23 protein-coding genes are annotated in these 26,171 nt (G+C 67.2%); 13 read left to right on the top strand and 10 right to left on the bottom strand.

Translation table 11 applies throughout. The features are described 5' to 3' along the window. Positions 1 to 220: 220 nt before the first annotated feature. Genes mltB through QPK27_RS06575 form a run of 4 tightly spaced genes read right to left on the bottom strand, consistent with a single transcriptional unit; the run spans position 221 to position 5,344 of the window. The gene (gene mltB / locus QPK27_RS06590) at positions 221 to 1,399 is read right to left on the bottom strand and encodes a lytic murein transglycosylase B (protein WP_290417406.1); all 1,179 of its coding nucleotides are present in this window, start codon (positions 1,397 to 1,399) and stop codon (positions 221 to 223) included. Next, complete coding sequence (locus tag QPK27_RS06585) at positions 1,396 to 3,423, bottom strand: DUF3488 and transglutaminase-like domain-containing protein (RefSeq protein WP_290417405.1); 2,028 nt, start codon at positions 3,421 to 3,423, stop codon at positions 1,396 to 1,398. The genes mltB and QPK27_RS06585 overlap by 4 nt, the downstream gene beginning before the upstream one ends. Beyond that, a complete protein-coding gene (locus QPK27_RS06580; RefSeq protein ID WP_290417404.1) occupies positions 3,420 to 4,424 on the bottom strand; it encodes a DUF58 domain-containing protein in 1,005 nt (334 codons plus the stop codon). The genes QPK27_RS06585 and QPK27_RS06580 overlap by 4 nt, the downstream gene beginning before the upstream one ends. Further along, positions 4,424 to 5,344 carry a MoxR family ATPase gene (locus tag QPK27_RS06575; RefSeq protein WP_290417403.1) on the bottom strand — a complete coding sequence of 307 codons (921 nt, stop codon included), beginning with the start codon at positions 5,342 to 5,344 and terminating at the stop codon, positions 4,424 to 4,426. Before QPK27_RS06575 ends, QPK27_RS06580 begins: the two co-directional genes overlap by 1 nt. A gap of 181 nt (positions 5,345 to 5,525) precedes the next feature. Here QPK27_RS06575 and QPK27_RS06570 point away from each other — a divergent pair, with 181 nt between their 5' ends. The 4 genes from QPK27_RS06570 (at position 5,526) to ylqF (ending at position 9,907) form a co-directional block, all read left to right on the top strand. After that, entirely contained in the window at positions 5,526 to 6,458 is a 933-nt protein-coding gene (locus tag QPK27_RS06570) for a histone deacetylase family protein (RefSeq protein ID WP_290417402.1), read from the top strand. Between the two features lie 101 nt (positions 6,459 to 6,559). Further along, positions 6,560 to 7,435 carry a hypothetical protein gene (locus tag QPK27_RS06565; protein WP_290417401.1) on the top strand — a complete coding sequence of 292 codons (876 nt, stop codon included), beginning with the start codon at positions 6,560 to 6,562 and terminating at the stop codon, positions 7,433 to 7,435. A gap of 11 nt (positions 7,436 to 7,446) precedes the next feature. Then, positions 7,447 to 8,658, top strand: coding sequence for a hypothetical protein (locus tag QPK27_RS06560; RefSeq protein WP_290417400.1), 1,212 nt, complete (start codon positions 7,447 to 7,449; stop codon positions 8,656 to 8,658). A gap of 301 nt (positions 8,659 to 8,959) precedes the next feature. Continuing rightward, the gene (gene ylqF / locus QPK27_RS06555) at positions 8,960 to 9,907 is read left to right on the top strand and encodes a ribosome biogenesis GTPase YlqF (protein ID WP_290417399.1); all 948 of its coding nucleotides are present in this window, start codon (positions 8,960 to 8,962) and stop codon (positions 9,905 to 9,907) included. 118 nt (positions 9,908 to 10,025) lie between these two features. Here the strand turns inward: ylqF and QPK27_RS06550 are convergent, their stop codons facing one another. Further along, complete coding sequence (locus QPK27_RS06550; RefSeq protein ID WP_290417398.1) at positions 10,026 to 10,847, bottom strand: class III extradiol ring-cleavage dioxygenase; 822 nt, start codon at positions 10,845 to 10,847, stop codon at positions 10,026 to 10,028. Positions 10,848 to 11,105: 258 nt separating this feature from the next. Here QPK27_RS06550 and QPK27_RS06545 point away from each other — a divergent pair, with 258 nt between their 5' ends. From QPK27_RS06545 to QPK27_RS06535, 3 genes are all read left to right on the top strand, one after another. After that, positions 11,106 to 11,768 carry a thiol:disulfide interchange protein DsbA/DsbL gene (locus tag QPK27_RS06545; protein ID WP_290417397.1) on the top strand — a complete coding sequence of 221 codons (663 nt, stop codon included), beginning with the start codon at positions 11,106 to 11,108 and terminating at the stop codon, positions 11,766 to 11,768. Further along, the gene (locus QPK27_RS06540) at positions 11,765 to 12,094 is read left to right on the top strand and encodes a hypothetical protein (RefSeq protein WP_290417396.1); all 330 of its coding nucleotides are present in this window, start codon (positions 11,765 to 11,767) and stop codon (positions 12,092 to 12,094) included. The genes QPK27_RS06545 and QPK27_RS06540 overlap by 4 nt, the downstream gene beginning before the upstream one ends. A 152-nt stretch (positions 12,095 to 12,246) precedes the next feature. Next, a complete protein-coding gene (locus QPK27_RS06535) occupies positions 12,247 to 12,909 on the top strand; it encodes a thiol:disulfide interchange protein DsbA/DsbL (RefSeq protein ID WP_290417395.1) in 663 nt (220 codons plus the stop codon). Positions 12,910 to 12,945: 36 nt separating this feature from the next. Here QPK27_RS06535 and QPK27_RS06530 read toward each other — a convergent pair whose 3' ends face one another. The 3 genes from QPK27_RS06530 to QPK27_RS06520 form a co-directional block, all read right to left on the bottom strand. Then, positions 12,946 to 13,587, bottom strand: coding sequence for a metalloregulator ArsR/SmtB family transcription factor (locus QPK27_RS06530; RefSeq protein WP_290417394.1), 642 nt, complete (start codon positions 13,585 to 13,587; stop codon positions 12,946 to 12,948). After that, positions 13,584 to 14,795, bottom strand: coding sequence for an MFS transporter (locus QPK27_RS06525; protein ID WP_290417393.1), 1,212 nt, complete (start codon positions 14,793 to 14,795; stop codon positions 13,584 to 13,586). Before QPK27_RS06525 ends, QPK27_RS06530 begins: the two co-directional genes overlap by 4 nt. Before the next feature lie 66 nt (positions 14,796 to 14,861). Then, the gene (locus tag QPK27_RS06520; RefSeq protein ID WP_290417392.1) at positions 14,862 to 16,181 is read right to left on the bottom strand and encodes an ATP-binding protein; all 1,320 of its coding nucleotides are present in this window, start codon (positions 16,179 to 16,181) and stop codon (positions 14,862 to 14,864) included. Positions 16,182 to 16,522: 341 nt separating this feature from the next. Between QPK27_RS06520 and QPK27_RS06515 the strand changes: the two genes are divergently transcribed. Both QPK27_RS06515 and QPK27_RS06510 read left to right on the top strand, forming a co-directional pair. Further along, positions 16,523 to 17,371 (top strand): MipA/OmpV family protein, encoded by an 849-nt coding sequence (locus QPK27_RS06515; RefSeq protein WP_290417391.1) that lies wholly within the window; start codon positions 16,523 to 16,525, stop codon positions 17,369 to 17,371. Next, the gene (locus QPK27_RS06510; protein ID WP_290417390.1) at positions 17,371 to 18,105 is read left to right on the top strand and encodes a hypothetical protein; all 735 of its coding nucleotides are present in this window, start codon (positions 17,371 to 17,373) and stop codon (positions 18,103 to 18,105) included. Before QPK27_RS06515 ends, QPK27_RS06510 begins: the two co-directional genes overlap by 1 nt. A gap of 97 nt (positions 18,106 to 18,202) precedes the next feature. On the opposite strand, the gene QPK27_RS06505 is transcribed toward QPK27_RS06510, so the two are convergent. Continuing rightward, positions 18,203 to 18,889, bottom strand: coding sequence for a response regulator (locus tag QPK27_RS06505; protein ID WP_290417389.1), 687 nt, complete (start codon positions 18,887 to 18,889; stop codon positions 18,203 to 18,205). Between the two features lie 197 nt (positions 18,890 to 19,086). On the opposite strand from QPK27_RS06505, the gene QPK27_RS06500 reads away from it, so the two are divergent. The 3 genes from QPK27_RS06500 (at position 19,087) to frc (ending at position 23,335) form a co-directional block, all read left to right on the top strand. After that, positions 19,087 to 19,851, top strand: coding sequence for a hypothetical protein (locus tag QPK27_RS06500; RefSeq protein WP_290417388.1), 765 nt, complete (start codon positions 19,087 to 19,089; stop codon positions 19,849 to 19,851). Between the two features lie 672 nt (positions 19,852 to 20,523). Further along, positions 20,524 to 21,849 (top strand): oxalate/formate MFS antiporter, encoded by a 1,326-nt coding sequence (gene oxlT, locus QPK27_RS06495; RefSeq protein WP_290417387.1) that lies wholly within the window; start codon positions 20,524 to 20,526, stop codon positions 21,847 to 21,849. 238 nt (positions 21,850 to 22,087) lie between these two features. Further along, positions 22,088 to 23,335, top strand: coding sequence for a formyl-CoA transferase (gene frc / locus QPK27_RS06490; protein ID WP_290417386.1), 1,248 nt, complete (start codon positions 22,088 to 22,090; stop codon positions 23,333 to 23,335). A 2-nt stretch (positions 23,336 to 23,337) separates the two neighbouring features. On the opposite strand, the gene QPK27_RS06485 is transcribed toward frc, so the two are convergent. After that, on the bottom strand, positions 23,338 to 24,300 hold the full coding sequence (locus QPK27_RS06485) for a LysR family transcriptional regulator (RefSeq protein ID WP_290417385.1): 963 nt from the start codon (positions 24,298 to 24,300) through the stop codon (positions 23,338 to 23,340). A 124-nt stretch (positions 24,301 to 24,424) separates the two neighbouring features. Between QPK27_RS06485 and gcl the strand changes: the two genes are divergently transcribed. Further along, positions 24,425 to 26,167, top strand: a complete 1,743-nt coding sequence (gene gcl / locus QPK27_RS06480; protein ID WP_290417384.1) for a glyoxylate carboligase — start codon at positions 24,425 to 24,427, stop codon at positions 26,165 to 26,167. The last annotated feature ends 4 nt before the right edge of the window (positions 26,168 to 26,171 follow it).

The following is a 26,171-nucleotide window of genomic DNA, read 5'->3' as shown; positions in this document are numbered from 1 at the left end:
GTGTAGGAGCAACAAGGATATGATGCCGCACGGTACGATTACTGCTGACTAAATGCCAAGAATATGGGGGGTATAGGCGGGAAAGTGGTGTTTCCGCTAAGAATAGTTGCTATGCAGCCGCATACCCCTGGGGGGTATGTGGACAGATAACGCAGGACAAGGAGAGAGGCAGGCGGGAAACTTGTTACAAACGATTACAAAGTTTCCTGTCGGGAAAGGGTCAGCCGCCGCGTGACAAACGCACCGCACGGCCGAGTTCGACGACCGACATGGCATAGAAGTAACTGCGATTGTATTTGGTAATAGCAAAGAAATTATCGTTCGCCACCCAATACTCGGTCGGCTCGGCGCCGTTCTGCAGGTCGACCAGGCCGTACAAGCGATCGCCCGGCAGCCCGGCCGAGGTCACCACGCCGGCCTGGCGCAGTTCTTCCGGACGCAGGGTCGCGGCCAGGCCACGGTCGAGCAGCGGTTCCCAGGCGCGGTTGGGCGACACGTCGGCCGCGAACACGGGAGGGCCGCGGTGCTCGGCGTTCCAGCCGTGCTGCACCAGGAAGTTGGCGACACTGCCGATCGCATCCTGGCTGGAGCCGCGCAGGTCGACGTGGCCGTCGTTGTCGAAGTCGACCCCGTATTTCAGGATATTGCCCGGCATGAACTGCGGCATCCCGACCGCGCCGGCGAACGAGCCCAGCAGCGAGAACGGATCTTCATTGCGCTCGCGCGACAGCACCAGGGTGTTGGCCAGTTCCTCGCGGAAGAAAGCCTTGCGCGCGGCCTGGTTCGGCGTCTCGGGATAGGCGAAGGCGAGCGTGGTGAGGGCGTCGACCACGCGGAAGCGTCCGGTGTCGCGCCCATAAATCGTCTCGATGCCGATGATGCCGACGATGATCTCGGCCGGCACGCCGTACGCGGCCTCGGCGCGCGCCAGCGCTTCGGCGTTCTCGTTCCAGAAGCGCACGCCGGCATTGATACGGATCGGCTCGATGAAGCGGGCGCTGTAGGCTTGCCAGTTCTTGGGTTTGCCCGGCGGCGCCGGCTTGACCAGCTGCACCGCGGAATCGATGAAGCGCACCTGGCCGAACAGCTTTTCGAGTGCCGCGCGATCGAAGCCGCGCTGGGTCACCATCTCGTTGACGAATTCGCGCACCGGCATCCATTCGAGGAAGTTGACGTGCTCGCCGTCGAAGTCGATCGCGGCGGCGCCGGCGGCAGCGCCGGCTGCGGCCACGGCTGCGCCCTTGGCAGCGCGGCTCGAAGTCCGCTTGGCCTTGGCCTTGGCGTGCGCGACGGCTTTGGCTTTCGCCGCACGTGCCTGGGTGTCTTTGGTGGCGGCGAACGCATCGCCATGCGCGGCGGCGGCAAGCGCCAGCGCGGCAAACAGGGGAACAAATTTCATCTGACTTGCGACAATAGACTTTTCAATGTGGCGGTCAATCGAGGATCCCGCCGCGGCGGCGCATAGCGCCAGGCGCTGTAGCGTTGCAGGAATGCGAGCGCCGCGGCGCGCGCCTGCGGCGCCAGCTTGCCCGCAGGAGCCTCGCCATCTGCGGCAACGCGCGCGGCATACGCGCTCGGACTTTCATCGGCGGCCCGGGCCAGTCCTGCCTGCCCAAGGCGCTTGCACAGGGCCAAGTATAGAGCATCGACCGGGTCGATTTCCCTGCGGCGCCGGAAAAATCTTACGATCATTAATGCAGCAACCACAAACGTTAACAAGACGGCAAAAGGCCAGCCGAGCAGCTTGTCCTGCAAGCCTTGCACCACGCCGCGCTGGCGCTCGGGCGTGTAGTTCAGCACCCACTGGTTCCAGCCGTTGTTGGCCGCATTGACCGCGTCGCGCAGGCGCGCCAGCCACGCATTGCCGTCGCCGCCGAACGGATTCATGCCGCGCAGCGCGTCGATGCCGAACGGCGCCGGGCGCGGCACCGAGGCGCCCAGGCCGCGATGCACGCGCTCGGGGGCCACCGCCGCGGTCGGATCGACCCGGGTCCAGCCGCGTCCCTCGAGCCAGACCTCGGCCCAGGCGTGGGCGTCGGACTGGCGCACCGTCATGAAGCCGTCGAGCGGATTGATCTCGCCGCCCTGGTAGCCGGTGACCACGCGCGCCGGCACCCCGGCGGCGCGCATCAGGAACACGAACGCGCCCGAATAATGCTCGCAGAAGCCGACGCGCGCGCCGTACAGGAACTCGTCGATCGTGTGCCGGCCCAGCAGCGGCGGCTCGAGCGTGTACGAGAACGGCTGCTCGCGGAAGCGCCGCAGCACCGCCTCGACCCGCTGCGCCGGCGCGGCCAGCTTGCGCAGTTCGCGGCCTTCGGCCAGCGCGCGCGGGTTGAAGCCATACGGCAGCAGCAGCCAGCGCCCGGCGTTTTCCAGCGCCGGGTCGCGCTGCAGCGCGTAGTCGGTGTGCGAACTGGCGCGGTAGCGCAGGCGCGCGTCGAGCGGCGCGTCGGCCGTCAGTTCGAACTGCGACGACAGCCGCACCTGGTGGCCCGGCACCTCGGGCAGCTCGCCCGCCATCTCGAGCGCGAACACCCAGCGCGAGCGCGACGGCTCGAGCGTCACTTCATACTCGAGCGCCGGCGCGCCCACCGCCAGGTGCAGGTTGCGCCCCGACACCCGGTCCGGGCCGCGGCTCCAGGTCAGGCCGTCGAAGGCATCGAGCACCGGGCCGCGCCAGTACAGCTGCGCCTTCTCGGGCGCGCGGCCGAAGAAGCGCACCCGAAAGGCCGGCTCTTCGGACAGCGCCAGGTTCGACATCTGGCCCGGCGCCATCTGTTCCGACAGCCCCGACTTGCCCGAGCCGGCGCCGCCCGGCATGCCCCACAGCGGCCCCTGGATGCGCGGGAACACCACGAACAGCACGGCCGCCAACGGCGCCGCGATGGCCAGCGTGCGCGCCGCCATGCCAAGGCGGATGCGCAGTGGCGGCACCGCGCCGGTGAAGCCGAACGACAGCTGTGTGGCCAGCAGCAGCAGGATCGAGGCCACCATCATGAGCGCGGTGCCGATGCCCTGGGCATAGAAGAAGTTGGTCAGCACCAGGAAGAAGCACAGGAAGATCACCACGTACAGGTCGCGGCGCGCGTGCATCTCGAGCATCTTGAAGGCCACCAGCAGCACCAGCATCGCGACCCCGGCGTCCTTGCCGATCAGGGTGTCGTAGCTGAACTGCACGCCGATCATGGCGCCGGCCGCGATCGGCAGCAGCACCAGCGCCGGCGGCATGCGCCGGCCGCGCAGCGTGATCAGGGCGCGCCACAGCAAGGTGACGCCGCACAGCAGCGAGACCCACAGCGGCAGGTGCGCCGCGTGCGGCGCCAGCACCAGCACCGCGCTGGCCAGGAGCAGCATGGTGTCGGCCTTGTCGCGCGTCAGCGGCAGCGTCGCGATGGCGCCCGGCTTCACGGTCGTTTTCATGGCGCTTCCCCGCTGCCATGCAAGGCCAGCGCGCGCAGGCACGCGGCCTGGTGCGCGGCGCCGACCGCGGCGTCGTAGCGGATCGCGCCCAGGCGGAAGGCGTAGGGCAGGGCGCGCGCCTCGGCCTCCAGCACCCAGCGCGTCATGCGCGCCAGGCGCAGCTCGACGTCGAGCTGCGCCGGCACGGCGTCGAAGTCGAGCAGCAGCTGGTCGCCGCCGGTGCCTTCGAAATGTTTGGTCACCAATTGGCCGCCGATGTCGGGATCGAGCCGCGCGATCTGGCGCCACGCCATCTGGCGCGGCGAGTCGCCCGGCTGGTAGCTGCGCACGCCGGCGAAATCGTCGTTGCCGCCCGGGCGTGCGCTGTTACCTGAGTTGTTGCCGGCGCCGCCGGCCAGCGGCAGCGGCGGGGCGCCGTCCTCGGGGCGCGGGTAGACCAGCGCGCGCGCCGCCGGCCGCCAGTAGCTCCAGGCCTGGAACAGCCCGAGCGGAAAGCGCGTGAACAGCTTGACGCGCGCCGGCGCCAGCCAGCCGCGCGTGCTGGTGGGCAGCGACAGCGTCACGATGGCCTGGGCGCCGGGCGCGATGTCGGTTGCGTGGCGCGGCTCGGCGACGTTGGAAAAATCGGCCCACACGGCGTAGCGGGCCAGGCGCGTGCGGTTCGTCAGGAGCAGCTCGAACTGCGCTTCCTGGCCGGCGAACACCGGCGCCACGCGGCCCTGCTGCAGGCGCAGGTGGGCCAGGTTGCGGTAGGTGGCGACCATGTCGACCAGCGCGCACGACAGCGCCAGGAAGGTCAGGCCGAAGCCCAGGCCGAGCGAGTAGTTGACCGATCCGATCAGGAGCACCAGCAGCAGCGCCGCGAAGCCCAGGCCGGCGCGGGTCGGCAGAATGAACACGCGCCGGCTCTTGATCTCGATTTCGCCGGCGTCGAAGGTGCCGGCGCGCGGCAGCCAGGCCCCCGTGCTGCGTCGTACCCAGCCGCGAAAGCCCTGGGCCATCAGACCGGGACCGACTTCTGCAGCTGCAGCACCAGGTCGCGGCTGGCGACGGCCGTGCCGTGCGCCGCGCGCAGCGGGCGCAGGCGGTGGGCGCAGACCGGCACCAGCACCGCCTGGATGTCTTCCGGCAGCACGTGGTCGCGTCCCTCGAGCGCAGCCCAGGCGCGCCCGGCCTGCAGCAGCGCCAGCGCGGCGCGCGGCGACAGGCCTTCGGCGAACAGGCCGTTCTGGCGCGATGCTTGCGCCAGCGCCTGCACGTAGGTCACCAGCGAGCTTGACGCGTGGATTTCCTTCAGCGCGCGCTGCGCCACCGACAGCTCGGCCGGCTGCATCGCCGGCTCCAGGGTCTTGAGCATGCTGCGCCGGTCTTCGCCCATCAGCAGGGCGCGCTCGGCGGCGGCGTCCGGATAGCCCAGGGTCAGGCACATCAGGAAGCGGTCGAGCTGCGACTCGGGCAACGGAAACACGCCGACCTGGTTGGCCGGGTTCTGGGTCGCGATCACGAAGAACGGGCGCGGCAGCGGGCGGGTGACGCCGTCGGCCGAGACCTGGCGCTCTTCCATCGCTTCCAGCAGGCCCGATTGCGTCTTGGGCGTGGCCCGGTTGATCTCGTCGGCCAGCAGCACTTGCGTAAAGATCGGGCCGGGGTGGAACACGAACTCGCTCTTTTCGCGCTCGTAGATCGAGATGCCGGCCACGTCGGCGGGCAGCAGGTCGCTGGTGAACTGGACGCGGTTGAACTTGAGGCCGAGCGAGATCGCCAGCGCATGCGCCAGCGTGGTCTTGCCCACGCCCGGCAGGTCGTCCAGCAGCAGATGGCCGCCGGCCAGCATGCAGGTCAGGGCCAGGCGCACCTGCTGGTCCTTGCCGACCACCACCTGGTTGACCTGGCGGGCGACGGCGTGCAGTTTGTTGAACATGGATCGGGTTCCGGTTGGTGTCTGTGATGGTGCGATGCGCAGCCCTGTGCGAGGCGTGCTGCCGTCATGGTAGATTAACGCCATTGGCAACCCACCTGCTGCAAAGCAACAAGCCGTCAGGGGATTCTATGCGAGAACGGCGCCGCAGGGGGAGATGGATGAAAGCGGAGACACGAGCACGATGAGCACAGCGATTTACAGCCACCCCGACTGCATGCGCCACGAGATGGGCAGCTGGCACCCGGAAAGCCCGGCGCGGCTGCAGGCGATCGACGACCAGCTGATCCTGGCGCGGGTGGCGGACCTGGTCGAGCAGCGCAGCGCGCCGCTGGCCGAACCCGCGCAGATCCTGCGCAACCACACCCCGGGCGCGCTGGCGCTGGTGCGCGACCAGGTGCCGGCCGCGCCGGGCGACTACTATCCGCTCGACGGCGACACCTCGCTCAATCACTACAGCTACCAGGCGGCGCTGCGCGCGGCCGGCGCCGCGGTGGCGGCCACCGACGCCGTCATCGCCGGCAGCATCGACAATGCCTTCTGCTCGGTGCGCCCGCCGGGCCATCACGCCACCCCGACCGAGCCGATGGGCTTCTGCCTGTTCAACAACGTCGCCATCGCGGCCCGCCATGCGCTCGAGGCGCACGGGCTGGAGCGGGTGGCGATCGTCGACTTCGACGTCCACCATGGCAACGGCACCGCCGACGCCTTCAGGGACGATCCGCGGGTGCTGATGGTGAGTATCTTCCAGCATCCGTTCTTCCCGTACAGCGAGGTCGAGCCGGTGACGCCGAACCGCGTCAACCTGCCGGTGCCCGAGCGCTGCGACGGCGAGCTGGTGCGCCAGCTGGTGCGCGAGCAGTGGCTGCCGGCGCTCGACGCGTTCAAGCCGCAGATGATCTTCGTGTCGGCCGGGTTCGACGGGCACCGCGACGACGACATGGGCGGGATCGGGCTGGTGGAAGCGGACTATGCGTGGATTACCAGGCAGGTGATGAAGGTGGCCAAAGAACATGCGGGCGGACGGATCGTGAGTTGCCTCGAAGGCGGGTACGAGCTGTCGTCGCTGGGGCGCAGCGTGGTGGCGCACGTCAAGGTATTGGCCGAACTGGAGTAGGCGGCGTCGATTCTTGCAGCGGGTTTGAGGGAACCCAAGTTCATCTCCCGACCACTAACGCTAACTCGGCACCACAGTGCCGTTGCGTAGAGGAGACGAACATGAACAAGAAACATGCCTTGTGTACGCTGTGCCTGCTGGGCGCAGCCAGCTTCGCCCACTCCGCCAACTACACCCTCTGGATCAACGGCCGCAATCCCGGCGGCACGCCCGGCAACTACAGCGATTTCCGCTACTGGGGACCCGACAGCGTGCCGGCCGGCGTCAACAAGAAGGCGGTCAACTGGGACGGCCGCAGCAGCATCGCCTCGCAGAGCGGGCGCGTGCGCGATGCGCTCGACTGCTTCTGCACCGGTAATAACTGGTGCTACATCGCCAGCTACAGCGCCGGCGACCTGCTGCTCGGCTACACGCTGGCCAACTACGGCGGCTCGCAGCGCCAGCCCAGGAACGCCACGCCGAACGCGGCCGGCGTGTGCGGCGCCAGCGGCGCCAGCCCGCAGGCGGGCTGGAACATCAAGTGGGTGCGCGTCGCCTCGGGCGCGGCGGGCGGCTCCGAGATCGCCGATGCCGGCGCCTGGACCACCTCCGAACCGCTGGTGCAAGACCTGAAGGTCGGCACCGCGCGCGCGATGTACAACCACAACGCCACGCGCAACATCTGGTTCTACATGTACGCCGGCGCGCGCGGCACCGCCTACTCGTTCCTGCTGCCGGGCCAGGACGACGAGGTGGTGGCCTACCACAGCAGCGGCGCGGCGGCCGGCAGCGGCGGGCGCTCGCTGTGCAACCCGGGCGACTGGCTGTGCGACGACCTGCGCCTGGGCACTGCCGCCAACCAGGGCGGCAGCACCAAGTGGAGCTACCACTCGGTGGAATTGCGCGACGACGGCGAAGACTACAACCACTACGGCGACGGCAACTGGGCCGGCATCATCGGCGTGGTGCGCGCCGCGATGGCGACCACCGCCAATTAGGTGTGCGCGCGATGGCACGCGACCCTGGCCGGCGCAGTGCGTTCGGGCTGGCCGCCGTCTGCGCCGCGCTGGCGCCGCTGATCTGGTTGCTGGCGCGCGACGGCGCAGGCCCGGCGCCGGCAGCGCCGCCCGCGCCGGCGCCCGGACTGCGCTTCTTCGATCCGATCCAGGTGGCGCAGCCGCCGGAATTGAACAAAGAACGGCGCGAAGAACAGCGCCGCCTGCTGCAACAGCAGGTGCGCCTGACCGACCACACCTATTGCAGCTACCTGAAGAATTCGCAGTACCCGCACGAATCGCGCCCGGCCGGCCACAACCCCGACCAGCTGTATCCGAATCGGCCGCTGCAGGAGGCGAGTCCGATGCGGATCGAGGGCGGCGACAGCGATCCCGAAGTGGTGCTGCAGACCACCCAGTCGCGCGTCTACCTGGCGGCCGGCGAGACGGCGACCTTCTCGTTGCGTGCGCTCGATGCGCACGGCCAGGGCGTGCCGCTGGTGGTCACGCGCGCGCTGGCGCAGGGCATGCGCTACGGCGCCGAACGGGCGGCGCCGCGCGTGACGCTCGACTTCCGCGACGGCGGCGCCGGCGCCTGGAGCGCCGCGCTGGCGCCGGCCGACACCCCGCTGGCGGCATTCCACGGCACCATCCGCACCGAGGTGCGCTACAAGGCCGGAGGACGCGACGGTTTCGTGCTGTTCGACGTGCTGTATTCGCCGGCGCTGCCGGCAACTTGGTCCGGACAGCGCAGCGAGTCGCGCGACGGCGGCTCGCTGCAGTTCGTGCTGGGGCTCGACGTGCGCCAGCCGGGGCGCTACGTGGTCAGCGGCCGGGTCGACGACGCGCAGGGCCGGCCGTTCGCGCTGGCCACCTTCAACGACGTGCTGGGCGCGGGCGCGCAGCAGGTGCGCCTGACGGTGTTCGGCAAGCTGCTGCACGACGGCGCGCCGGCGCTGCCGCTGGTGCTGCGCGACGTCGACGGCTACCTGCTGCGCGAGAACGCCGATCCGGACCGGCTGCTGGTGCCGCGCCTGGAGGGGAAGGTGATCACCAGCGCGGCGGGCTCGCTGGACGGGTTCTCGGACGCCGAATGGCAGAGCGCGGAGCGCAGCCGCTACCTGGCCGAGTACGCCAGGGACCGGATCGCCGCGCGCGGCCGGCTGGCGCAGTTTGATCCAGTGGCGCCGTTGCCGGCCAGCGCCTGCGCGCCGGACGCGCGCTGACGCCTCATCCCGCAAACAACGGCAAATGCTCGGCCATCGACGCCGCCACGATGGCGCAGCACAGCATCGCCACGCCGCCCCAGCGGGCCAGCGACCGTTTTACTTTTTCCCTTACGCGCATTGCTCCCTCCTTGGCGGTAACTGCGGACAAGAGGCCAGTGTGCAGGTCGATTATGTCAACAGTGTTGCAACCGCTCAACGGTATGCGGGTGGAGCAGGGCCGTTGTGGCGCCAACGATACTGGTCGGTGCGCCAGCAGCGTAAAATAGCGTGTTAAACGTAAGATTAAGAGAGCAATAGCATGTCGATTCAATGGTTCCCTGGGCACATGAACGCGGCCAAGAAGGAAGCGGCCGAGCAGATGGAGAACATCGATCTGGTGATCGAAGTCCTGGATGCGCGCCTGCCCGAAGCGAGCCGCAACCCGCTGGTGGAAGAGCTGCGCAAGTTCCGCCAGCGCCCGTGCCTGAAGGTCCTGAACAAGATCGACCTGGCCGACCCTGCCGCCACCGCCGCCTGGAAAGCCTTCTACGATGCCCAGGACGGCGTGACTGCCTATCCGATGACGACCAAGAAGCCGGCCGACGTGGCGCGCATCCCGGACCTGGCGCTGTCGCTGGCGCCGCACCGCGGCGTGCCGACCAAGCCGCTGCGGATCATGATCATGGGTATTCCGAACGTCGGCAAATCGACCCTGATGAACGCGCTGCTGAAGAAGCGCGTGGCCAAGGTCGGCGACGAGCCGGCCGTGACCAAGACCCAGCAGCGCCTGTACCTGAACAAGAACGTGGTGCTGGTCGATACTCCCGGCATGCTGTGGCCGAAGATCGCCATGGCGAGCGACGGCCTGATGCTGGCCGCCAGCCACGCGATCGGCACCAATGCGCTGGTCGAGGAAGAAGTGGCCGAGTACCTGGGCGGCCTGCTGCTGGAGCGCTATCCGCAGCTGTTGACTGCCCGCTACGGCCTCAAGACCGAGGGCATGGACGGCGTCGACGTGGTCGAAGGCGTGGCGATGCGCCGCGGTTTCCGCGTGCGCGGCGGCGAGTACGACTACGAAAAGGCGGCGCACACGCTGCTGCAGGACTACCGCCAGGGCGCTCTGGGGCGCATCAGCCTGGAAACGCCCGAGACCCGCGCGCTGAGCCTGGCGAAGCACGAGGCCGAGATGGCCGAGAAGGCGCGCATCGCCGCCGAGAAAGCGGCGCTGAAGGCGGAAGAGGCTGCGCGCGGCAAGCGCGGGACCTGATCGTTTCGTCGCGCGGTACCAGTCTGTAGTGGCCGGTTGAACGCGTGGACGGCAGAGCCGTCCACCCTACGGATTCTGCAGACGCATCGTAGGGTGGACGGGGCCCCCGTTCACGCGGTCAAGCGCCCGCCGCCGCGCCGAACCTGAAACTCGACACCGCCAGGCTGCCGAAGAAATCGTCCTCGTGATACACGCACGCGGCCGGCTCGCGCTCGGCCGCGCCCAGCGCCACCAGCAGCGGAATCAGGTGCTCTTCGCGCGGATGCGCGGCGCGCGCCTGCGGCGCCGCGTCCCAGCGCAGCAGTAGCTGTTCGCGCTGAACGGGATCGTGCTCCAGCAGCGTGTCCTGCAGCCAGGCGTCGAATGCATGCGAGGCGATCTTGCCGCTTGGGCCGAACTGGCGCAGGTTGTGGAACGACAGTCCGCTGCCGATGATCAAGACGCCATCGTCGCGCAGCGGCGCCAGCGCGCGCCCGGCCGCCAGGTGCGCCGCCGGATCGAGGTCGCGCCGCAGCGACAGCTGCACCACCGGCATGCGCGCTTCCGGATACACCGGATACAGCATCGAGAAGGTGCCGTGGTCGAAGCCGCGCTCGGGATCGAGCCCGGCCGGCTGGCCGGCCGCGTTCAGCAGCCCGGCCACGCGCCGCGCCAGCGCCGGTTCGCCCGGCGCCGGATACTGCACCTGGTAGGTGTGCGGCGGAAAACCACCGTAATCGTAGATCATGCCCGGCGCGGTGCCGGACGAGACCATGAACTGCGGCGTCTCCCAGTGGCTGCTCACCACCAGCACCGCGCGCACCGCGCCGCTGGCATCCGCCTCGCGCCGCAGCGCCGCCAGCGATGCGGCCAGCTTGTCGTACACCGGCCCATACTGCTCCCTCATCCACGGCCAGGGGCCGCCGCCATGCGAGACGAAATAGGTGGGAAGCGTGGCCATGGAGACTCCTTGTGATACGTCAAAGTATTCATGCTAACCGATCCGGGTAAGCCTTGCCGGAGGTGGGGCAGGAAGCGATGATGGCCCTGTGAATGGCGCCGATGTCCGAGGGCAGGCGCGGAGTGCAATGCCGCATTTGCACGAGGCTTTTGTTTCACCCGTAAGCAAATGCAAAAAAATCCGCCTCTTGAGCAGGGCAGCGCCAAAAAATGGTAATCTGCCGGTCGTTTGCTTACTCATTCTTGTGGAAGGATCACCATGCGTTCCCTGCGTTTCGCCCTCGTTGCCGCCGCCCTGGTTGCCGGTTTCGCCAATGCTTCGCCGACTAACCCGAGCAATGGCGTCGAATACACCACGCTGGCGACCCCGCAACCGACCCAGACCGTGGGCAAGAAGGTCGAAGTGGTCGAGTTCTTCGCTTACCACTGCCCGGCCTGCAACGCGCTGGAACCGACCCTGAACGCCTGGGTCAAGAAGCAGGGCGACAATATCGTGATGCGCCGCATCCACCTGCCGTTCCAGGGCCCGGCCGATCCGGAAGCGCACCTGTTCCTGACCCTCGACGCCATGGGCAAGCTGAACGAATACCATGACCGCGTGTTCCGCGCCGTCCACGTCGAGCGCAAGCGCCTGATGAAGGACGAAGACATCATCGCCTGGGCCACCTCGAACGGCCTGGACAAGGCCAAGTTCATGGAAGCCTGGAACTCGTTCGGCGTGACCACCAAGCTGCGCCGCCTGTCGCAGCAGGCCGAAGCCTACAAGGTCAGCGGCACCCCGACCATCATCATCGACGGTAAGTATGTGACCTCGCCGTCGCAAGTGTCGCAAGCCACCAAGATCCAGGAAATGGCGCCCCTGATGCAGGCCACTACCCAGGTCATGGACGCACTGGTCGCAAAGGCAGCCGCAAGCAAATGAGCAAGGACGTCGAACGCGAAGTCCTCAAGATGTACGAAGGGTCCCGACCCAACGAGGACGACCTGTTTGAAACCAGCCACGTGAACCACATCGCGTGGTCGCTGGCGGCCGTCTGTGGACTGGCCGTCATCTGGCTCTGCATCGCCCTGGTCAATGCCGAGAACCAGCGCAACGCGCTGGTCAACAATATGTGCCAGGACCAGGTCTTCAAGTCCGGCGTCGACAAGAAATGCCTGGTCACGGTCAACTCGCGCGACCACTGGTGGCAACACCTGTGGTACGGCGTGACCCACGTGCGCCCGGAAGTGTCGGACGCGCGCCGCTGACGCCGCCGGCGGGCGCATCCGATACTTCCGGGATGCGCCCGCACCATCCTCGACGCCGGGCCGTCGCCGGCCCGGTTCACATTGACGAAATGTAAGCAAATGATGGTACCCTGCCATTCGTTTGCCAATCTCGTCTTTGTGAAAGGATCACCATGCGTTCCCTGCATGCAGCCCTCCTCGGCGCCGCGCTGGTTGCCGGCTTCGCCAATGCTTCGCCGCTCGAGCCGCGCAACGGCGCCGAATACACCACGCTGGCGGCGCCGCAGCCGACCCAGGCGGTGGGCAAGAAGGTCGAAGTGGTCGAGTTCTTCGCCTACCACTGCCCGGCCTGCAACGCGCTGGAGCCGACCCTGAACGCGTGGATCAAGAAGCAGGGCGACAATATCGTGGTGCGGCGCATCCACTATCCGTTCCAGGGGCCGCTTGACCCGGAAGCGCGCCTGTTCCTGACGCTGGAAGCCATGGGCAAGCTTGACGAATACCATCAGCGCGTATTCCGCGCCGTGCACGTCGAGCGCAAGCGCCTGCTGCGCGACGAAGACATCATCGCCTGGGCCAACTCGAACGGCCTGGACAAGGCCACGTTCATGCAAGCGTGGAACTCGTTCGGCGTGACCACCAAGCTGCGCCGCCTGGCGCAGCAAGTGCAGGCATACAAGGTCGGCGGCACCCCGACCATCATCATCGACGGCAAATACGTCACCTCGCCGGACCTGGTGGCCGATGCCAACCGGATCGATGCCCCGGCGCCCGTGATGCAGGCCACCACGCAGGTGCTCGATGCGCTGGTCGCCAGGGCTGCCGCAGGAAAATAAGCGACGCAGCTTCGTCGGAATGGTCCACCAGGACGATCACGGCGCGGGCATCACCGGCGTCACCGTATAGGCGCAGCGCCGGCCCCCGCTTGGCTGGTGCTCGATCCGGATCACCTTCACCCTCGGGCCCAGCACGCGCTGGAATACGTCCAGCTCCGAACGGCAGAAATCCTGGCAGCTGCGCGCCGCCGCGCAGATCGGGCAATGGTGTTCGAGCAGCAGCACGCTGCCGTCCTCGCGCGCCTGGGCTTCGGCCATATAGCCTTCCTCGTCGCGCACCGCGGCCAGCGCCGCCACCTTGTCCAGCAGCGGCGCCGCGTGCGCCACCTCGTCCAGCCGGCGCCGGTACAGCGCCTCGCCGGCCTGCTCGCGGGTGGCGATCAGGCGTTCGATGGCGTCCGCGCCGAACAGCGCCTGCACCTGGCCCAGCAGGTCGACGGTCAGCTCGGCGTGCCGGTCCGGAAAACGCGCGTGGCCGGCCTCGCTCAGGCGCCAGCGCCGCACCGGCCGTCCGACCTTGCCGCCGCTATCCTCGCAATCGACCAGGCCCTTCTCTTGCGCGCCTTCCAGCTGGCGCCGCACGCCCATCGAGGTCAATCCAAGCGGTTCGCCCAGCGCCTGCGCGGTCTGCGGGCCGCGCATTTTGAGTTGCAGCAGGATGCGCTCGAAGGTGTTCATGCGCCCTCCAGATTCGGCTGCGCGCTGCGCAGGCGCCAGCGGCGCAGCGCGAACGAGGCCCACACCGCCAGCAGGCCGCCCAGCACCAGCACCAGACGCGTATCGACCAGACTCAATAGTCCACCGGCCAGCGCCACCAGGATGTTGGCGATGCAGAAAGTGGTCGACAGTAGCGCCATTACCGCGCCCTGGCCGTGGGCGGCGAAGGCGTCGGCCGACCAGCTTTGCAGTGCCGTGTTGTAGAACGCGTGCGGCACGCCGAACAGGACGATGCCGGCGATGCCGACCTCCAGGCTGCCGAAGCCGACGCACAGGATCGCCATCGCCCCCATGCCGGCATACCAGCCGGCGCGCTGGCGGCCGTCGAGCGCGCTGGCGCGGCCGGCGAACAGGGCAGCCGTGGTCATCAGGGCGCACATCCCCATGTTCACCAGCGCGATGCGCGGTGCGTCGTAGCCGCCCACGTCCACCAGCCACAGCGGAAAGAATTCGTACAGCGCCGCCACGCCGCAGCAATAGCCGAGGTGTACGATGAACAGGGTGCGCAGCGGCGCGTGCTGCAGCAAGGTCAGCGCATGGCGGCGGCGCGCCATGCTCCACCAGCCGTGGCCGTGGGTGGGCGCCGGCGTCGCCGGAATCGACACCAGCACACCGAGCGTGCCCAGCAGCAGGGCGCCGGCGGCGAGTTGGAACGGCAGCGCCGCGCCGCCCGCCATGGTGGCGCTGGCCAGCAGCGGGCCGACCAGCCAGCCCAGGTTGAAGGCGCCGTTCAGCCATGACAGCGCGTGGTTGCGCAGCGGGCCCTGGATCCGCTCGATCACGATCGCCCGCATCACCGCGCCATTGCCTTCCAGCAGACCGGTAACGAAGCGCGCCGCCAGGAACAGCACATACGACTCCATCACCATCGCCACCGCCGTCAGCAGGTGGCCGAGCGCGGCGCCAATCGTCGTCAACAGCAGCGCGCGGCGCCGGCCGAAACCGTCCGACAGCGGGCCGAGCACGGCGCTGCCGATCAGCAGGCCGAGCGGATTGATCATCAGTGCGATCCCCAGAAGCAGCTTGGGCGGCAGGCCGAGGAAGCTGTTCAGGCCGTTCACGCCGCCGTCGGCGAACAGGGGCGCCAGCAGCGGGTAGGGCAAGGATGCGCCGGTGGTGGACAGCAATCCCAATGCGCAAAGGGTGGCGATCAGCAGGCGGTCGTTCATGGCGGCTGGCGACATTGACAATCTCGCCAGCGTACGCGGCTGTTATGAATAAGTAAACCGAATTGTTTATTTATTGGCGGCGAGGCCCGGCTCAGGCAGGCGCACGACCAGGCGCGCGCCGCCCAGGGGAGATGCCTCGGCCTGCAGCGAACCGCCATGCAGCGCCACCGCCTTGCGCGCGATCGACAGCCCCAGTCCGAAGCCGCCGGTGGCGCGGTCGCGGCTGCGGTCGAGGCGGTAGAACGGATCGAAGATACGTTCGCGTTCATCCTCGGGAATGCCGGGGCCGTCGTCGTCGACCGCGATCTCGACGCCGCCCGGGCCGCGACGCGCCGACAGCACGACATGGCCGGCCGCGTATTTCTGGGCATTGCGCAGCAGGTTGCCCACCGCACGCGCCAGCAGGCGCGGATCGGCCTCGATCTGACCCAGGTCACCTTGCAGCTCGCAGTCGACGGCGTGTGGCGAAGGCGGCAGCGTGGCGCAGCAATCATGCAACAGGGCGGCCAGGTCGACGCCGGTCGGCTGCAGCGTCCGTGCGCTGTCGAGCTTGCTCATATCGAGCAGTTCGTTGACCAGGCTGTTCAGCTCGCGCAGATCGCCTTCCATCGCCGCGATGCGCCGGTGCAGGTCGGGATCGTTGGCGCGCGCGTCCAGCAGCTCCAGTCCGAACTCGAGGCGCGCGATCGGCGTGCGCAGTTCGTGTGACACCGAATGCAGCAGGCTGCGCTGGGCTTCGAGCAGGGTCTCGATGCGGTCGGCCATGTGGTCGATCCGCTCGGCCAGCGGGTAGACGGTGGCGGACGGCCGCATGCGCGCCCGCGCCGACAGTTTGCCGCTGCCGAACTGGTCGGCCATGCGCGACAGCGATTGCAGGCTCTGCCAGTGCGCGCGCGACCACAGCGCGATCGGGATCAGCAGTGCGATCGCCACGATCACGTAGCGCAGCGCTTCCATCTTGAGCGCCTGCCCGACGTCGACCGGCAGGTTGCGCGCCACCAGCACGTCCTCGTCGCTGCCGATGTAGCGCTCGCCGCGCAGGTCGACCCGGCGGTAGAAGGCGCGCGCGTGGACGTCGATCACGATCGCGCCGCGTTCCAGTTCCGGGTGGCTCTTGCCAAGTTGGGCACGGGCCTGCTGCAGCGGCAGCAGGTCGTAGCGCACCTCGGACACTTCGCGCACATTGTTCAGGCGGGTGAGCCATTCGTCGGCCGGCGCCTGGTCGACGTATTGCTCGAGCAGGAAGATCTGGGCCGCGGCCTGGCGCCGCGCGATGTCGTCGAGCGGGTCGCCGAACAGGCGCGCGAAGGCGAAATAGATGACGAAGGTGGCGGCCGTGATCGACAGCATGACCAGCACGAAGAAACGGAAAAAAATCCGGTTCACGGGCGTGCTCCTGGTGACTGTCGGTAGCGATCGTTGTATGCGGCCATGGTTCTCTCCGCCCGGGATTGTACAGGTGCAATGCCCGCTCGGGCGAAACTTACAAAATGACGACAATTGGCCGACATCTGGAGGGTGAATGGCGCCAGATGCTCGCATACCATCGCTTCCATCATCAGGTTTTTCCGTTTGCCCACTGATGTGCAAGCATCGGTGGGCTCTTTTTATTCGACGGACCAGCCAGAGATATTTGCACGCCGCAACGACGAATGCGGCATCCAGATGGGAGAGCACGGCTTGCTCGACGTAAAATATCAGCAACGAACTCTTCCGAGCCTTTCACGATGAAACAGCTTTCAGCCCCGGTCACTGCCTTGGTTCTGGCGGTCGCAGGCAGCGCAAGCGCGCAGACGCCGACCACCAATCCAATGCCAGACGGCAGCCGCGACATGTACGCCGGGCTGGGCGCGGTCTCGCGCCCGCGCTACGAAGGGGGCGACAGCCGCGTGCTGCGCGCCTTGCCGGTGCTGCAGGTCCAGTGGAGCAACGGCGTCTTCATCTCGGGCATGAGCGCGGGGATGCACCTGTCCGACCGTCCCACCGTCGAGTACGGACCGCTGCTGTCGGTGCATCCGGACCGCGACGAGGCCGGCGCCGGCAACGAAATCGGCGCCACCGCCTGGACCTTCCCCTCGGTGATGCCGGCCCAGCGCGCCGGCAGCGCGCGCCTGACCGGCATGCGCGACATCGGCACCCGCGTCGAAGGCGGCGCCTTCCTGAACTATTACCTGACGCCCGAATGGCGCCTCACCAGCAGCGTGCTGGCCGGCGCCGGCAACGACCGCAACGGCGCGCGCATGGAACTCGGCGTGCAGCGCCTGGCGTTCCAGCTCGCGCCGCACCATGCGGTCTCGCTCAATGCCGGCGTCACGCTGGTCAACAGCGCCTACAACCGCGCCTATTTCGGCGTCAGCGACAGCGAAGCCGTGAGCAGCGGCAATCCGGCCTATCGTCCCGGCGGCGGCGTCAAGGACGTGCGCGTCGGGGCGCGCTGGAACTGGGCGCTGAGCCCATCGTGGCTGCTCACCACGCAAGTGCAGGCGATCCGGCTGACGGACGACGCCCGCCATAGCCCGCTCGTCGAGCGGTCCACCAATGTGTCGGTTTCGACCGCCTTCGCCTACCGGTTCTGATGATGCGACGTGCACACCTCGGCGCTTGCCTGACCCTGCTGATCGCGGCCGCTCCGGCCGTGGCGCAGGCGCAGGCGCGCGCCGGTGCAGCTGCCGGTGCCGATGCTTGGGTGAGCTATCGCGACGCCTACCGCGCGATGGTGCTGTTCGAAAAATACGGCGGCCCCAAGCACCTGCTGCAGAACCATCTGCAGGTGCAGCCGCAAGCGAAGGGCGTGCTGGGCGAGGGCGCCGGCCTGGTCCTGAACGGCAAGACCGTGCAGACCACCTTGCCGCTCGACGCCACGGGCCGCGCCACGCTGCCGCTGCTGAAGGCGGCCTACGACGAGAACGCGGTGCTGGCGCCGAACCGCGCTTTGGGCCCGTTCGCGCTGCGCGCCCGGGTGACGCTGGCGCCGCGCGCCGACGGCGCCTACGAGGCGGCCGAGCTGCGCGCCGGCTGCGAACAGGCGCTCGCCTTTGCGCGCCATACCGACGCCACGGCGCGTTCGCGCCAGTGTGCTGGGGTGCGGCTGGTGTTTCCGAAGAAGGGGGCGGAAGCGGCGGTGCGCGTGCGCGCGGGCGGGACCGAACAGGTGTTGCCGGTGGCGCGCGGCGCGGCGTTCGCGGGCGACGCCGATGACGACTTCCCGGTCGTGACCTATCGCTTCAATGCACAGGGAGCGGCGCAGGGAGTGACCTCGCAGCTGGTGACGTATAACGCGCCGCTGGCGATCGTGCCGCTGTTCGAGTAATCGTCTTCAATGCGGCCTTCAGTGCGGCGGCTTCGCCTGGAAGCCGCGCATCACTCAGAGTAGCGCGATGTTACCGCGACCTTGCCGCGGTCGGTGCTCAGTTCCAGGCCGATGGCGAGAACAGGTAGCCTTCGCCCCACACCGTCTTGATCTTTTCCGACTCGGCGTCGTCGAACTTGCGGCGCAGCTTGGAAATGCAGTTGTCGATGCTGCGGTCCAGGCCGTCGAACTCGATGCCGCGCATTTTTTTGAGCAGGGCGTCGCGCGACAGCACGCGGCCGGCCGCCTCGGCCAGCACCAGCAGCAGCTTGTATTCGGTATTCGACAGCACGCACGGCTGGCCGCGCCAGACCACGCTGCGGTCACTGGTCACGATGCGCAGCGCGCCGAACTGCAGCACGCGGGCGTCGACGCCGGTCTTGGCCTGGGTGCGGCGCAGCAGGGCGCGCAGGCGCGCCAGCAGCACGCGCGGCTGCACCGGCTTGTTGACGAAATCGTCGGCGCCCTGTTCCAGGCCCGAGACTTCGTCGTAGGAATCTTCGCGCGCGGTCAGGATCAGGATCGGCACGTCCGAGAGTTCGCGGATCTGGCGGCACACCACCATGCCGTCCAGGCCGGGCAGCATCAGGTCGAGGACGACGACGTCGGGATTGAGTTCCTTGAAGCGCTCCAGCGCCACGTCGCCGCGCGTGATCACGTCGACGGCGAACTCATAGCCGGACAGGTATTCCGTGACCAGCTCGGCCAGTCGGGCATCGTCTTCCACCAACATCACTCGGTACATGCAATTTCTCCTCCGTCCGTCATTGTATAAGACCAAGTGACCGGAAAGCATATTCTTGGGGTTTGTGTGACAGTTCATTACATTTCGAGGACAAATAAGGGCGATGATGGCGGGTGGAACTCGGCAGTGCCGGGATAACCCGTCGCCCGCTGCCGGTTTCGGCTCACTGTCCATGTCGAATGCATACGGAGCTTCCCATGAAACCGATCGACCTGTTGCGCGCATCGCTCCATCGGCGCCGTTCGCGCTACCGGAGCCAGCTCGGGGACATGGCGCCGGAGCTGCGCGCCGCCTGGTTCAGGCACGCACCGCTCGAATTCCCGGGCATTCCGCTCAGCGACCTGTTTTTCATCCGCGCCGCCGAAGGGCTGATGAATTTCTTCGAGATCGCGCAGACGGCGCATACCTCTTACGCGCTGCCTTCGCTGGCGGCGGACTCGGTGTGGCATGCCTGGCTGCGCTGGGACGAGGACGATCTGGCGCGCTTTTGCCGGCGTCATTTCCAGGCGCCGGTAGCGCATCTGCCGCAGGAGGCGCTCGACGCCCTGGCGCTGCCGCGCACGCTGGTCGCCTGCCGTCACAGCGACGGCATCCCGGCCCATGCCGCGCGACTGCCGCGCCTGTTCGAACTCGATTCCAGACTGCGCATGCCGCTCGGTCACGCCTACCGCCAACGCGGCTTCAACATCGACTATGCCCGCCTCAATGCCGAGGGACGCTACCGGTATGACGGCGCCACCCATCCGGCATTGAGCTTGCGCGCCTTGCTGGCGGCGGGGTTCATCAGCCAGATGATGTACGAGCAGGCCCTCGGCAGGCACCTGGGCGCGGGCCATGGGCATGCCATGCTGGTGGACGGCGGCGCCGACCTGGATGGCGGCGGGGCAGACTCGGATGGCGGCAGCGGCGGTGGCGACGGTGGTGGGTGCGGCGGTGGCTGCGGTGGCGGCGGCGGAGATTAATCCATTCGCCGCTTACCCGGCTGCAGCACCCGCGCCAGCATGTCGTCGCATCGTGCGTTCGCGCGAAATCCTCGGCTACAAGAACCAGCCTGCATAGGCATGGCGCTTTCGCGTCAGCGCGGCTGGCGTTTGCCGCGTCAAAGCCGCCGGCCAGCGACCGAAAAAAATAGTTGAAACATAACCGCGGTCAATGATTCTCAAAATCGGCTCCAGCAACATCACCTCACTTTCACCGTTTTCCAAACCGCGCGATGCGGCATCGCCAACTCCGGCGCCAGGGGTGAAAGGGGGGAACGCAATTGGAGTTTGCGGTCGTCGAAGACATTAACTTGCGATATGAGGAGAGCGGCAACAGCGGACATTCACGATCAAGAGAACGCCGTCGTCAAAGGCTGTTACGCCGGGCGGGCAATCCTGCCGCCATCAGCATCCTGACGCTGCGTTCGGTACTGCTGCTTTAACCGTGTAGTGAGAAATGTAGTGAAAAACGGCGTAGGGGTTGGAACGCGAGTCCAGGGAAAAAGACCGAGGCTCGACGTGAAGCATGACCATCACACCATAATAATGGAGACATGAAATGCTGGAAACCATAGCCAAGCCGGGGGCACAGCCACCCGCATATCCGTCAGCATATTCCGAAGGAAGAGACCACACCGATCAGGGGAGCGCCAAATGACTACTTCATCGGCAGCGGCGCTTCGCCCACCTCAACCGGTCTCCGACAGCACACGCTGGATACAGCTTGCCGTCGGCGTCATCTGCATGATCGCCACCGCGAATATCCAGTATGCGTGGACCTTGTTCGTGCCCGAGATCGAGGAAACCTATGGCTGGTCGCGCGCCAGCATCCAGGTCGCCTTCACGCTGTTCGTCATCGTCCAGACCTGGCTCGCACCGCTCGAAGGCTACTTCATCGACAAGTTCGGCCCGCGCATGATGGTCGCCTTCGGCGCAGTCTTCATCGGCCTGGCCTGGATCATCAATTCGCAGGCCACCACGCTGGCCGGCTTCTATGTCGGCGCGGCCGTCGGCGGCATCGGCGTCGGCTCGATCTACGCCACCTGCATCAACAACGCGATCAAGTGGTTCCCGGATCGCCGCGGCCTGGCCGTCGGCCTCACGGCCGGTGGTTATGGCGCCGGTTCGGCCGCGACCATCCTGCCGATCGCGGCCATGATCGAGTCGTCGGGCTTCCAGCAAACCTTCCTGTTCTTCGGCATCCTGCAGGGCTCGCTCGCCTTTGTCGCCGCCTGGTTCCTGCGCTCGCCGGGTTCGAGCGAGGTCAGGAAGTCGAGCAAGCTGATGCAGACCACGCACGACTACACTCTCAAGGAAGCGCTGAGCACCAAGCTGTTCTGGCTGATGCTGGTGATGTTCGTGCTGGTGGTCACCGGCGGCATGATGGCGGTGGCGCAGCTGGGCGTGATCGCCAAGGATCTGGGCGTGAAGGAATTCCAGGTCGACCTGCACTTCTTCGTGATGGCGGCCCTGCCGCTGGCCCTGATGCTCGACCGTATCATGAACGGCATCTCGCGACCGCTGTTCGGCTGGATATCGGACCACATCGGGCGCGAGAAGACCATGGTCATCGCCTTCACGCTGGAAGGCTGCGGCATCATCGCGCTCGGCTACTTCGGCAGCAATCCGTATGCCTTCCTGATCCTGTCCGGCGTCGTGTTCCTGGCGTGGGGCGAAGTGTACTCGCTGTTCTCGGCCCTGGCCGGCGACGCCTTCGGTACCAGGCACATCGGCAAGATCTACGGCGTGCTGTACACCGCGAAGGGGATCGGCGCGCTGTTCGTCCCGGTCGGCAACCTGATGATGGAGGCGACCGGCACCTGGTCGACCGTCCTCTACACCGTCGCCATCATGGACCTGACCGCGGCGCTGCTGGCGATCACGGTGCTGCGGCCCGTGCTGCGCAATCACGTCACCTACTCGAAGAGCCTGTACGCGAAAGAAAGCGCGGTGGCCCAGGGAGGTGCGCTGCCTGCGTGACGGCGTTCGCGCCGGCCCAGGCTGGCGAAAGAACGGGCTTCTTCGGAAGCCCGTTTTTTTATGCCTTCACTGAACGAAAACACCGATCATTAAATCTTGACTTCGGTCATTGAGAGCGCCGGACCCACGCCGCTATGATGAGTCGATGAGTTTGATGCCACGCGGGTAGGGCTTGCACGCAGGTATGGCTGAGCGCAGAATTCAATCACCTAGAGTTCAATCTTCGGAGGAAACTGGTATGGGCAAGGCGTTGGAAGGCGTTCGCATTCTCGATTTCACCCATGTCCAGTCCGGACCCACCTGTACCCAGCTATTGGCCTGGTTCGGCGCCGACGTCATCAAGGTCGAGCGCGCCGGCGAGGGCGATGCGACGCGCGGCCAGCTGCGCGACATCGCCGGCGTGGACAGCCTGTACTTCACCATGCTCAACCATAACAAGCGCTCGATGACGCTCGACGCCAAGCGGCCGGCCGGCAAGGAAGTGCTGGAGACCCTGATCAAGCAATGCGACGTGCTGGTGGAAAATTTCGCACCCGGCGCGTTGGACCGCATGGGCTTCAGCTGGGAACGGATCCAGGAACTCAATCCGCGCATGATCGTGGCCTCGGTCAAGGGCTTCGGCCCCGGCCCCTACGAGCACTGCAAGGTGTATGAAAACGTGGCCCAGTGCACCGGCGGCGCGGCCGCCACCACCGGCTTCGACGATGGCCCGCCGCTGGTCAGCGGGGCCCAGATCGGCGACAGCGGCAGCGGCCTGCACCTGGCGCTGGGCATCGTCACCGCCCTGTACCAGCGCAACACCACGGGGCGCGGCCAGAAGGTGCTGACCTCGATGCAGGACGCCGTGCTGAACCTGTGCCGGGTCAAGCTGCGCGACCAGCAGCGGCTCGAGCGCAATGGCGTGATGGAAGAATATCCGCAGTTCGCGGGCGGCCAGTTCGGCGAATCCGTGCCCCGCGCCGGCAATGCTTTCGGCGGCGGCCAACCCGGCTGGATCCTCAAGTGCAAGGGCTGGGAGAATGATCCCAACGCCTATATCTACTTCATCGCCCAGGCCCAGGTATGGCCGTCGGTCTGCAAGCTGATCGGGCGCGAGGAGTGGATTACCGACCCGGAGTATGCAACGCCGAAGGCGCGCCTGCCGCGCCTGATGTCGATCTTCGCCACGGTCGAGGAATGGAGCACCACGCTGACCAAGTTCGAGGCGATGGATATCCTGAACAAATACGACATCCCGTGCGGTCCGATCCTGTCGATGAAGGAAATCGCCGAGGAGCCGTCGCTGCGCGCCACCGGCACCATCGTCGAAGTCGATCATCCCGAGCGCGGGCCGTATCTCAGCGTGGGCAACCCGATCAAGCTGTCCGACAGCCCGACCGAGGTGCGCCGCTCGCCGCTGCTGGGCGAGCACACCGATGAAGTGCTGGCCGACCTGGGCTACTCGCGCGAGCAGATCGCGCTGCTGCGCGAAGAGCGGGTCATCTAGATCTAGCGCACGACCGGCCGTGCCGTTACAGGCCGTGCCGCTACTGGCCGTGCCGCTACTGGCCGTGTCCAGTACCCCGGCGCGGCGTACACCGCCTTCAGCGTGTCGATGAAGCGCCGCACCCGCGCCGGCAGGTGGCGCTGCTGCATGTAGACCGCCATGATGTCGTAGTCCGGCAGCGCATATTCGTCGAGCACCGTCACCAGTTCGCCGGCCGCCAGTTGCGCCTGGATCTCCCAGGTCGAGCGCCAGGCCAGCCCCAGTCCTTCGCCCGCCCAGCGGTGCAGCAGTTCGCCGTCGTTGCAATCGAGGTTGCCGTTGACCTTGACCGTCACCGGCTTGCCGTCCTTCTGGAAGTACCAGCCGCGCTGCTGCCCGCCCTGCAGGTTGAAGGCCAGGCAGTTGTGCTGCGCCAGCTCGTCGAGCGTGCGCGGCACACCGCAGCGCGCGAAGTAGTCCGGGGTGCCGCACACCACGCGCCGGTTGGTGGCCAGCCGCACCGCGACGAAGTTCGGATCGAGCACGCCGCCGATCCTGATCCCCAGCTCATAGCCTTCGCGCACCAGGTCGACCACGTGGTCGGTGAGGTTGAACGAGATCTGCACTTTCGGATTGGCCGCCAGAAAAGCCGGGGCGTGCGGCGCCACGTGCAGCCGTCCGAACGCCGCCGGCGCCGACACGATCAGGTGGCCGCTGGCCTGGTCGCGCACTTCGGAGACGATGGTCTCGGCTATCTCCATGTCGGCCAGCAGCTTGCGGCAATGCTCGAGGAATAGCGCCCCCGACTCGGTCAGCGTCAGGTGGCGCGTGGTCCGGTGCAGCAGCTTGACGCCGAGGCGCCGTTCCAGCGCATCGATGCGTCGACCCAGCATCACCGGCGTGACGTTCTGGCCCAGCGCGGCGCGCGCCAGGCTGCCCTTGTCGACCGCGTCCACGAAGGCGCACATCTGTTTGAGCTTGTCCATGTCTGCAGTATTCCATACCTGAGAGATCGAATACACCTACTTTTTGTGGTCTTATCAGGTCTGCTGCGACGCTCTAGCATAAGGGTCATCGTGCGTTGACTCTTCGTGAACCTGGAGGCAGGTAATGGCAAAGATGACGGCAGCAGAGGCAGCGGTGCTGGTGATGGAAAAAGAGGGCGTCGAGGTTGCCTTCGGCGTGCCCGGCGCGGCCATCAATCCCTTCTATGCGGCGCTGAAAAAACGCGACAGCATCCGCCACTACCTGGCGCGCCACGTCGAGGGCGCCTCGCACATGGCCGAGGGCTATACCCGCGCGAAGGCTGGCAACCTGGGCGTGTGCATCGGCACCTCGGGGCCGGCCGGCACCGACATGATCACCGGCCTGTATTCGGCCCAGGCCGATTCGATACCTATCCTTTGCATTACCGGCCAGGCGCCGCGCGCCCGCCTGTACAAGGAAGACTTCCAGGCGGTCGACATCGAGTCCATCGCCCGGCCGGTCACCAAGTGGGCCGTCACCGTGCGCGAGCCGGCCCTGGTGCCGCGCGTGTTCCAGCAAGCCTTCCACCTGATGCGCTCCGGCCGGCCCGGCCCGGTGCTGATCGACCTGCCGATCGACGTGCAGATGGCGCAGATCGAGTTCGACGCCGACACCTACGCATCGCTGGCGCCGCACAAGCCGAAAGCCACCCGCGCCCAGGTCGAGAAAGCGCTCGAGATGCTGAACGGCTCGCAGCGGCCCCTGATCACGGCCGGCGGCGGCATCATCAACGCCGACGCCGCCGCGCTGCTGGTCGAGTTCGCGGAGATCACCGGGGTGCCGGTGATCCCGACCCTGATGGGGTGGGGCGCGATTCCCGACGACCATCCGCAGATGGCCGGCATGGCGGGCCTGCAGACCAGCCACCGCTACGGCAACGCCACGCTGCTGGCGTCCGACTTCGTGATGGGCATCGGCAACCGCTGGGCCAACCGCCATACCGGCGGCATCGAGGTGTTCACCAAGGACCGCACGTTCGTCCACATCGACATCGAGCCGACCCAGATCGGGCGCGTGTTCGGTCCCGATTTCGGCATCGTGTCCGACGCCAGGGCGGCGCTGGAACTGCTGGTGGACGTTGCCCGCGAGTGGCGTGCCAGTGGCCGCCTCGTCGACCGCTCCGAGTGGCTGGGCGCCTGCCAGGAACGCAAGCGCACCATGCTCAGAAAGAGCGACTATGAGGACGTGCCGGTCAAGCCGCTGCGCGTGTATCACGAGATGAACGCATACTTCGGACGCGACGTGCGCTATGTGGCCAGCATCGGCCTGTCGCAGATCGCCGCCGCCCAGTTTTTGCACGTGCACCACCCGCGCCACTGGATCAACTGCGGCCAGGCCGGCCCCCTGGGCTGGACCATCCCGGCGGCGCTGGGCGTGCGCGTGGCCGATCCCGACGCCGACATCGTCGCCATCTCGGGCGACTACGACTTCCAGTTCCTGATCGAGGAGCTGGCGGTGGCGGCCCAGTTCAAGCTGCCCTACATCCACGTGCTGGTGAATAACGCCTACCTCGGCCTGATCCGCCAGGCGCAGCGCGGCTTCGAGATGGATTACTGCGTCCAGCTGGCGTTCGAGAACGTGAATGCGCCGGAACTGGAAGGCTATGGCGTCGATCACGTGGCCGTGGTCGAGGGCCTGGGCTGCAAGGCGCTGCGGGTGTTCCGCCCCGACGACATCATCCCGGCCTTCGAGCGCGCGCGCGCATTGATGGCGCAGCACGGCGTGCCGGTGGTGGTCGAGATCATCCTCGAGCGCGTCACCAATATCGCGATGGGCACCGAGATCGACGCGCTCAACGAGTTCAACGAAGTCCTGGACGTCGAGTGACAAA

The organism is Massilia sp. YIM B02443 (genome assembly GCF_030411955.1).
In the GTDB taxonomy this organism is placed as follows: domain Bacteria; phylum Pseudomonadota; class Gammaproteobacteria; order Burkholderiales; family Burkholderiaceae_D; genus Telluria.
Note: the sequence above shows the minus strand (reverse complement) of the source record. Positions and strands in the feature narration are given on the sequence as shown.

Bases quoted from the DNA above. Each gene is read 5' to 3' on its own strand.
- mltB (WP_290417406.1), bottom strand. From the start codon at position 1,399: ATGAAATTTGTTCCCCTGTTTGCCGCGCTGGCGCTTGCCGCCGCCGCG.
- QPK27_RS06585 (WP_290417405.1), bottom strand. From the start codon at position 3,423: ATGAAAACGACCGTGAAGCCGGGCGCCATCGCGACGCTGCCGCTGACG.
- QPK27_RS06580 (WP_290417404.1), bottom strand. From the start codon at position 4,424: ATGGCCCAGGGCTTTCGCGGCTGGGTACGACGCAGCACGGGGGCCTGG.
- QPK27_RS06575 (WP_290417403.1), bottom strand. From the start codon at position 5,344: ATGTTCAACAAACTGCACGCCGTCGCCCGCCAGGTCAACCAGGTGGTG.
- QPK27_RS06570 (WP_290417402.1), top strand. From the start codon at position 5,526: ATGAGCACAGCGATTTACAGCCACCCCGACTGCATGCGCCACGAGATG.
- QPK27_RS06565 (WP_290417401.1), top strand. From the start codon at position 6,560: ATGAACAAGAAACATGCCTTGTGTACGCTGTGCCTGCTGGGCGCAGCC.
- QPK27_RS06560 (WP_290417400.1), top strand. From the start codon at position 7,447: ATGGCACGCGACCCTGGCCGGCGCAGTGCGTTCGGGCTGGCCGCCGTC.
- ylqF (WP_290417399.1), top strand. From the start codon at position 8,960: ATGTCGATTCAATGGTTCCCTGGGCACATGAACGCGGCCAAGAAGGAA.
- QPK27_RS06550 (WP_290417398.1), bottom strand. From the start codon at position 10,847: ATGGCCACGCTTCCCACCTATTTCGTCTCGCATGGCGGCGGCCCCTGG.
- QPK27_RS06545 (WP_290417397.1), top strand. From the start codon at position 11,106: ATGCGTTCCCTGCGTTTCGCCCTCGTTGCCGCCGCCCTGGTTGCCGGT.
- QPK27_RS06540 (WP_290417396.1), top strand. From the start codon at position 11,765: ATGAGCAAGGACGTCGAACGCGAAGTCCTCAAGATGTACGAAGGGTCC.
- QPK27_RS06535 (WP_290417395.1), top strand. From the start codon at position 12,247: ATGCGTTCCCTGCATGCAGCCCTCCTCGGCGCCGCGCTGGTTGCCGGC.
- QPK27_RS06530 (WP_290417394.1), bottom strand. From the start codon at position 13,587: ATGAACACCTTCGAGCGCATCCTGCTGCAACTCAAAATGCGCGGCCCG.
- QPK27_RS06525 (WP_290417393.1), bottom strand. From the start codon at position 14,795: ATGAACGACCGCCTGCTGATCGCCACCCTTTGCGCATTGGGATTGCTG.
- QPK27_RS06515 (WP_290417391.1), top strand. From the start codon at position 16,523: ATGAAACAGCTTTCAGCCCCGGTCACTGCCTTGGTTCTGGCGGTCGCA.
- QPK27_RS06510 (WP_290417390.1), top strand. From the start codon at position 17,371: ATGATGCGACGTGCACACCTCGGCGCTTGCCTGACCCTGCTGATCGCG.
- QPK27_RS06505 (WP_290417389.1), bottom strand. From the start codon at position 18,889: ATGTACCGAGTGATGTTGGTGGAAGACGATGCCCGACTGGCCGAGCTG.
- QPK27_RS06500 (WP_290417388.1), top strand. From the start codon at position 19,087: ATGAAACCGATCGACCTGTTGCGCGCATCGCTCCATCGGCGCCGTTCG.
- oxlT (WP_290417387.1), top strand. From the start codon at position 20,524: ATGACTACTTCATCGGCAGCGGCGCTTCGCCCACCTCAACCGGTCTCC.
- frc (WP_290417386.1), top strand. From the start codon at position 22,088: ATGGGCAAGGCGTTGGAAGGCGTTCGCATTCTCGATTTCACCCATGTC.
- QPK27_RS06485 (WP_290417385.1), bottom strand. From the start codon at position 24,300: ATGGACAAGCTCAAACAGATGTGCGCCTTCGTGGACGCGGTCGACAAG.
- gcl (WP_290417384.1), top strand. From the start codon at position 24,425: ATGGCAAAGATGACGGCAGCAGAGGCAGCGGTGCTGGTGATGGAAAAA.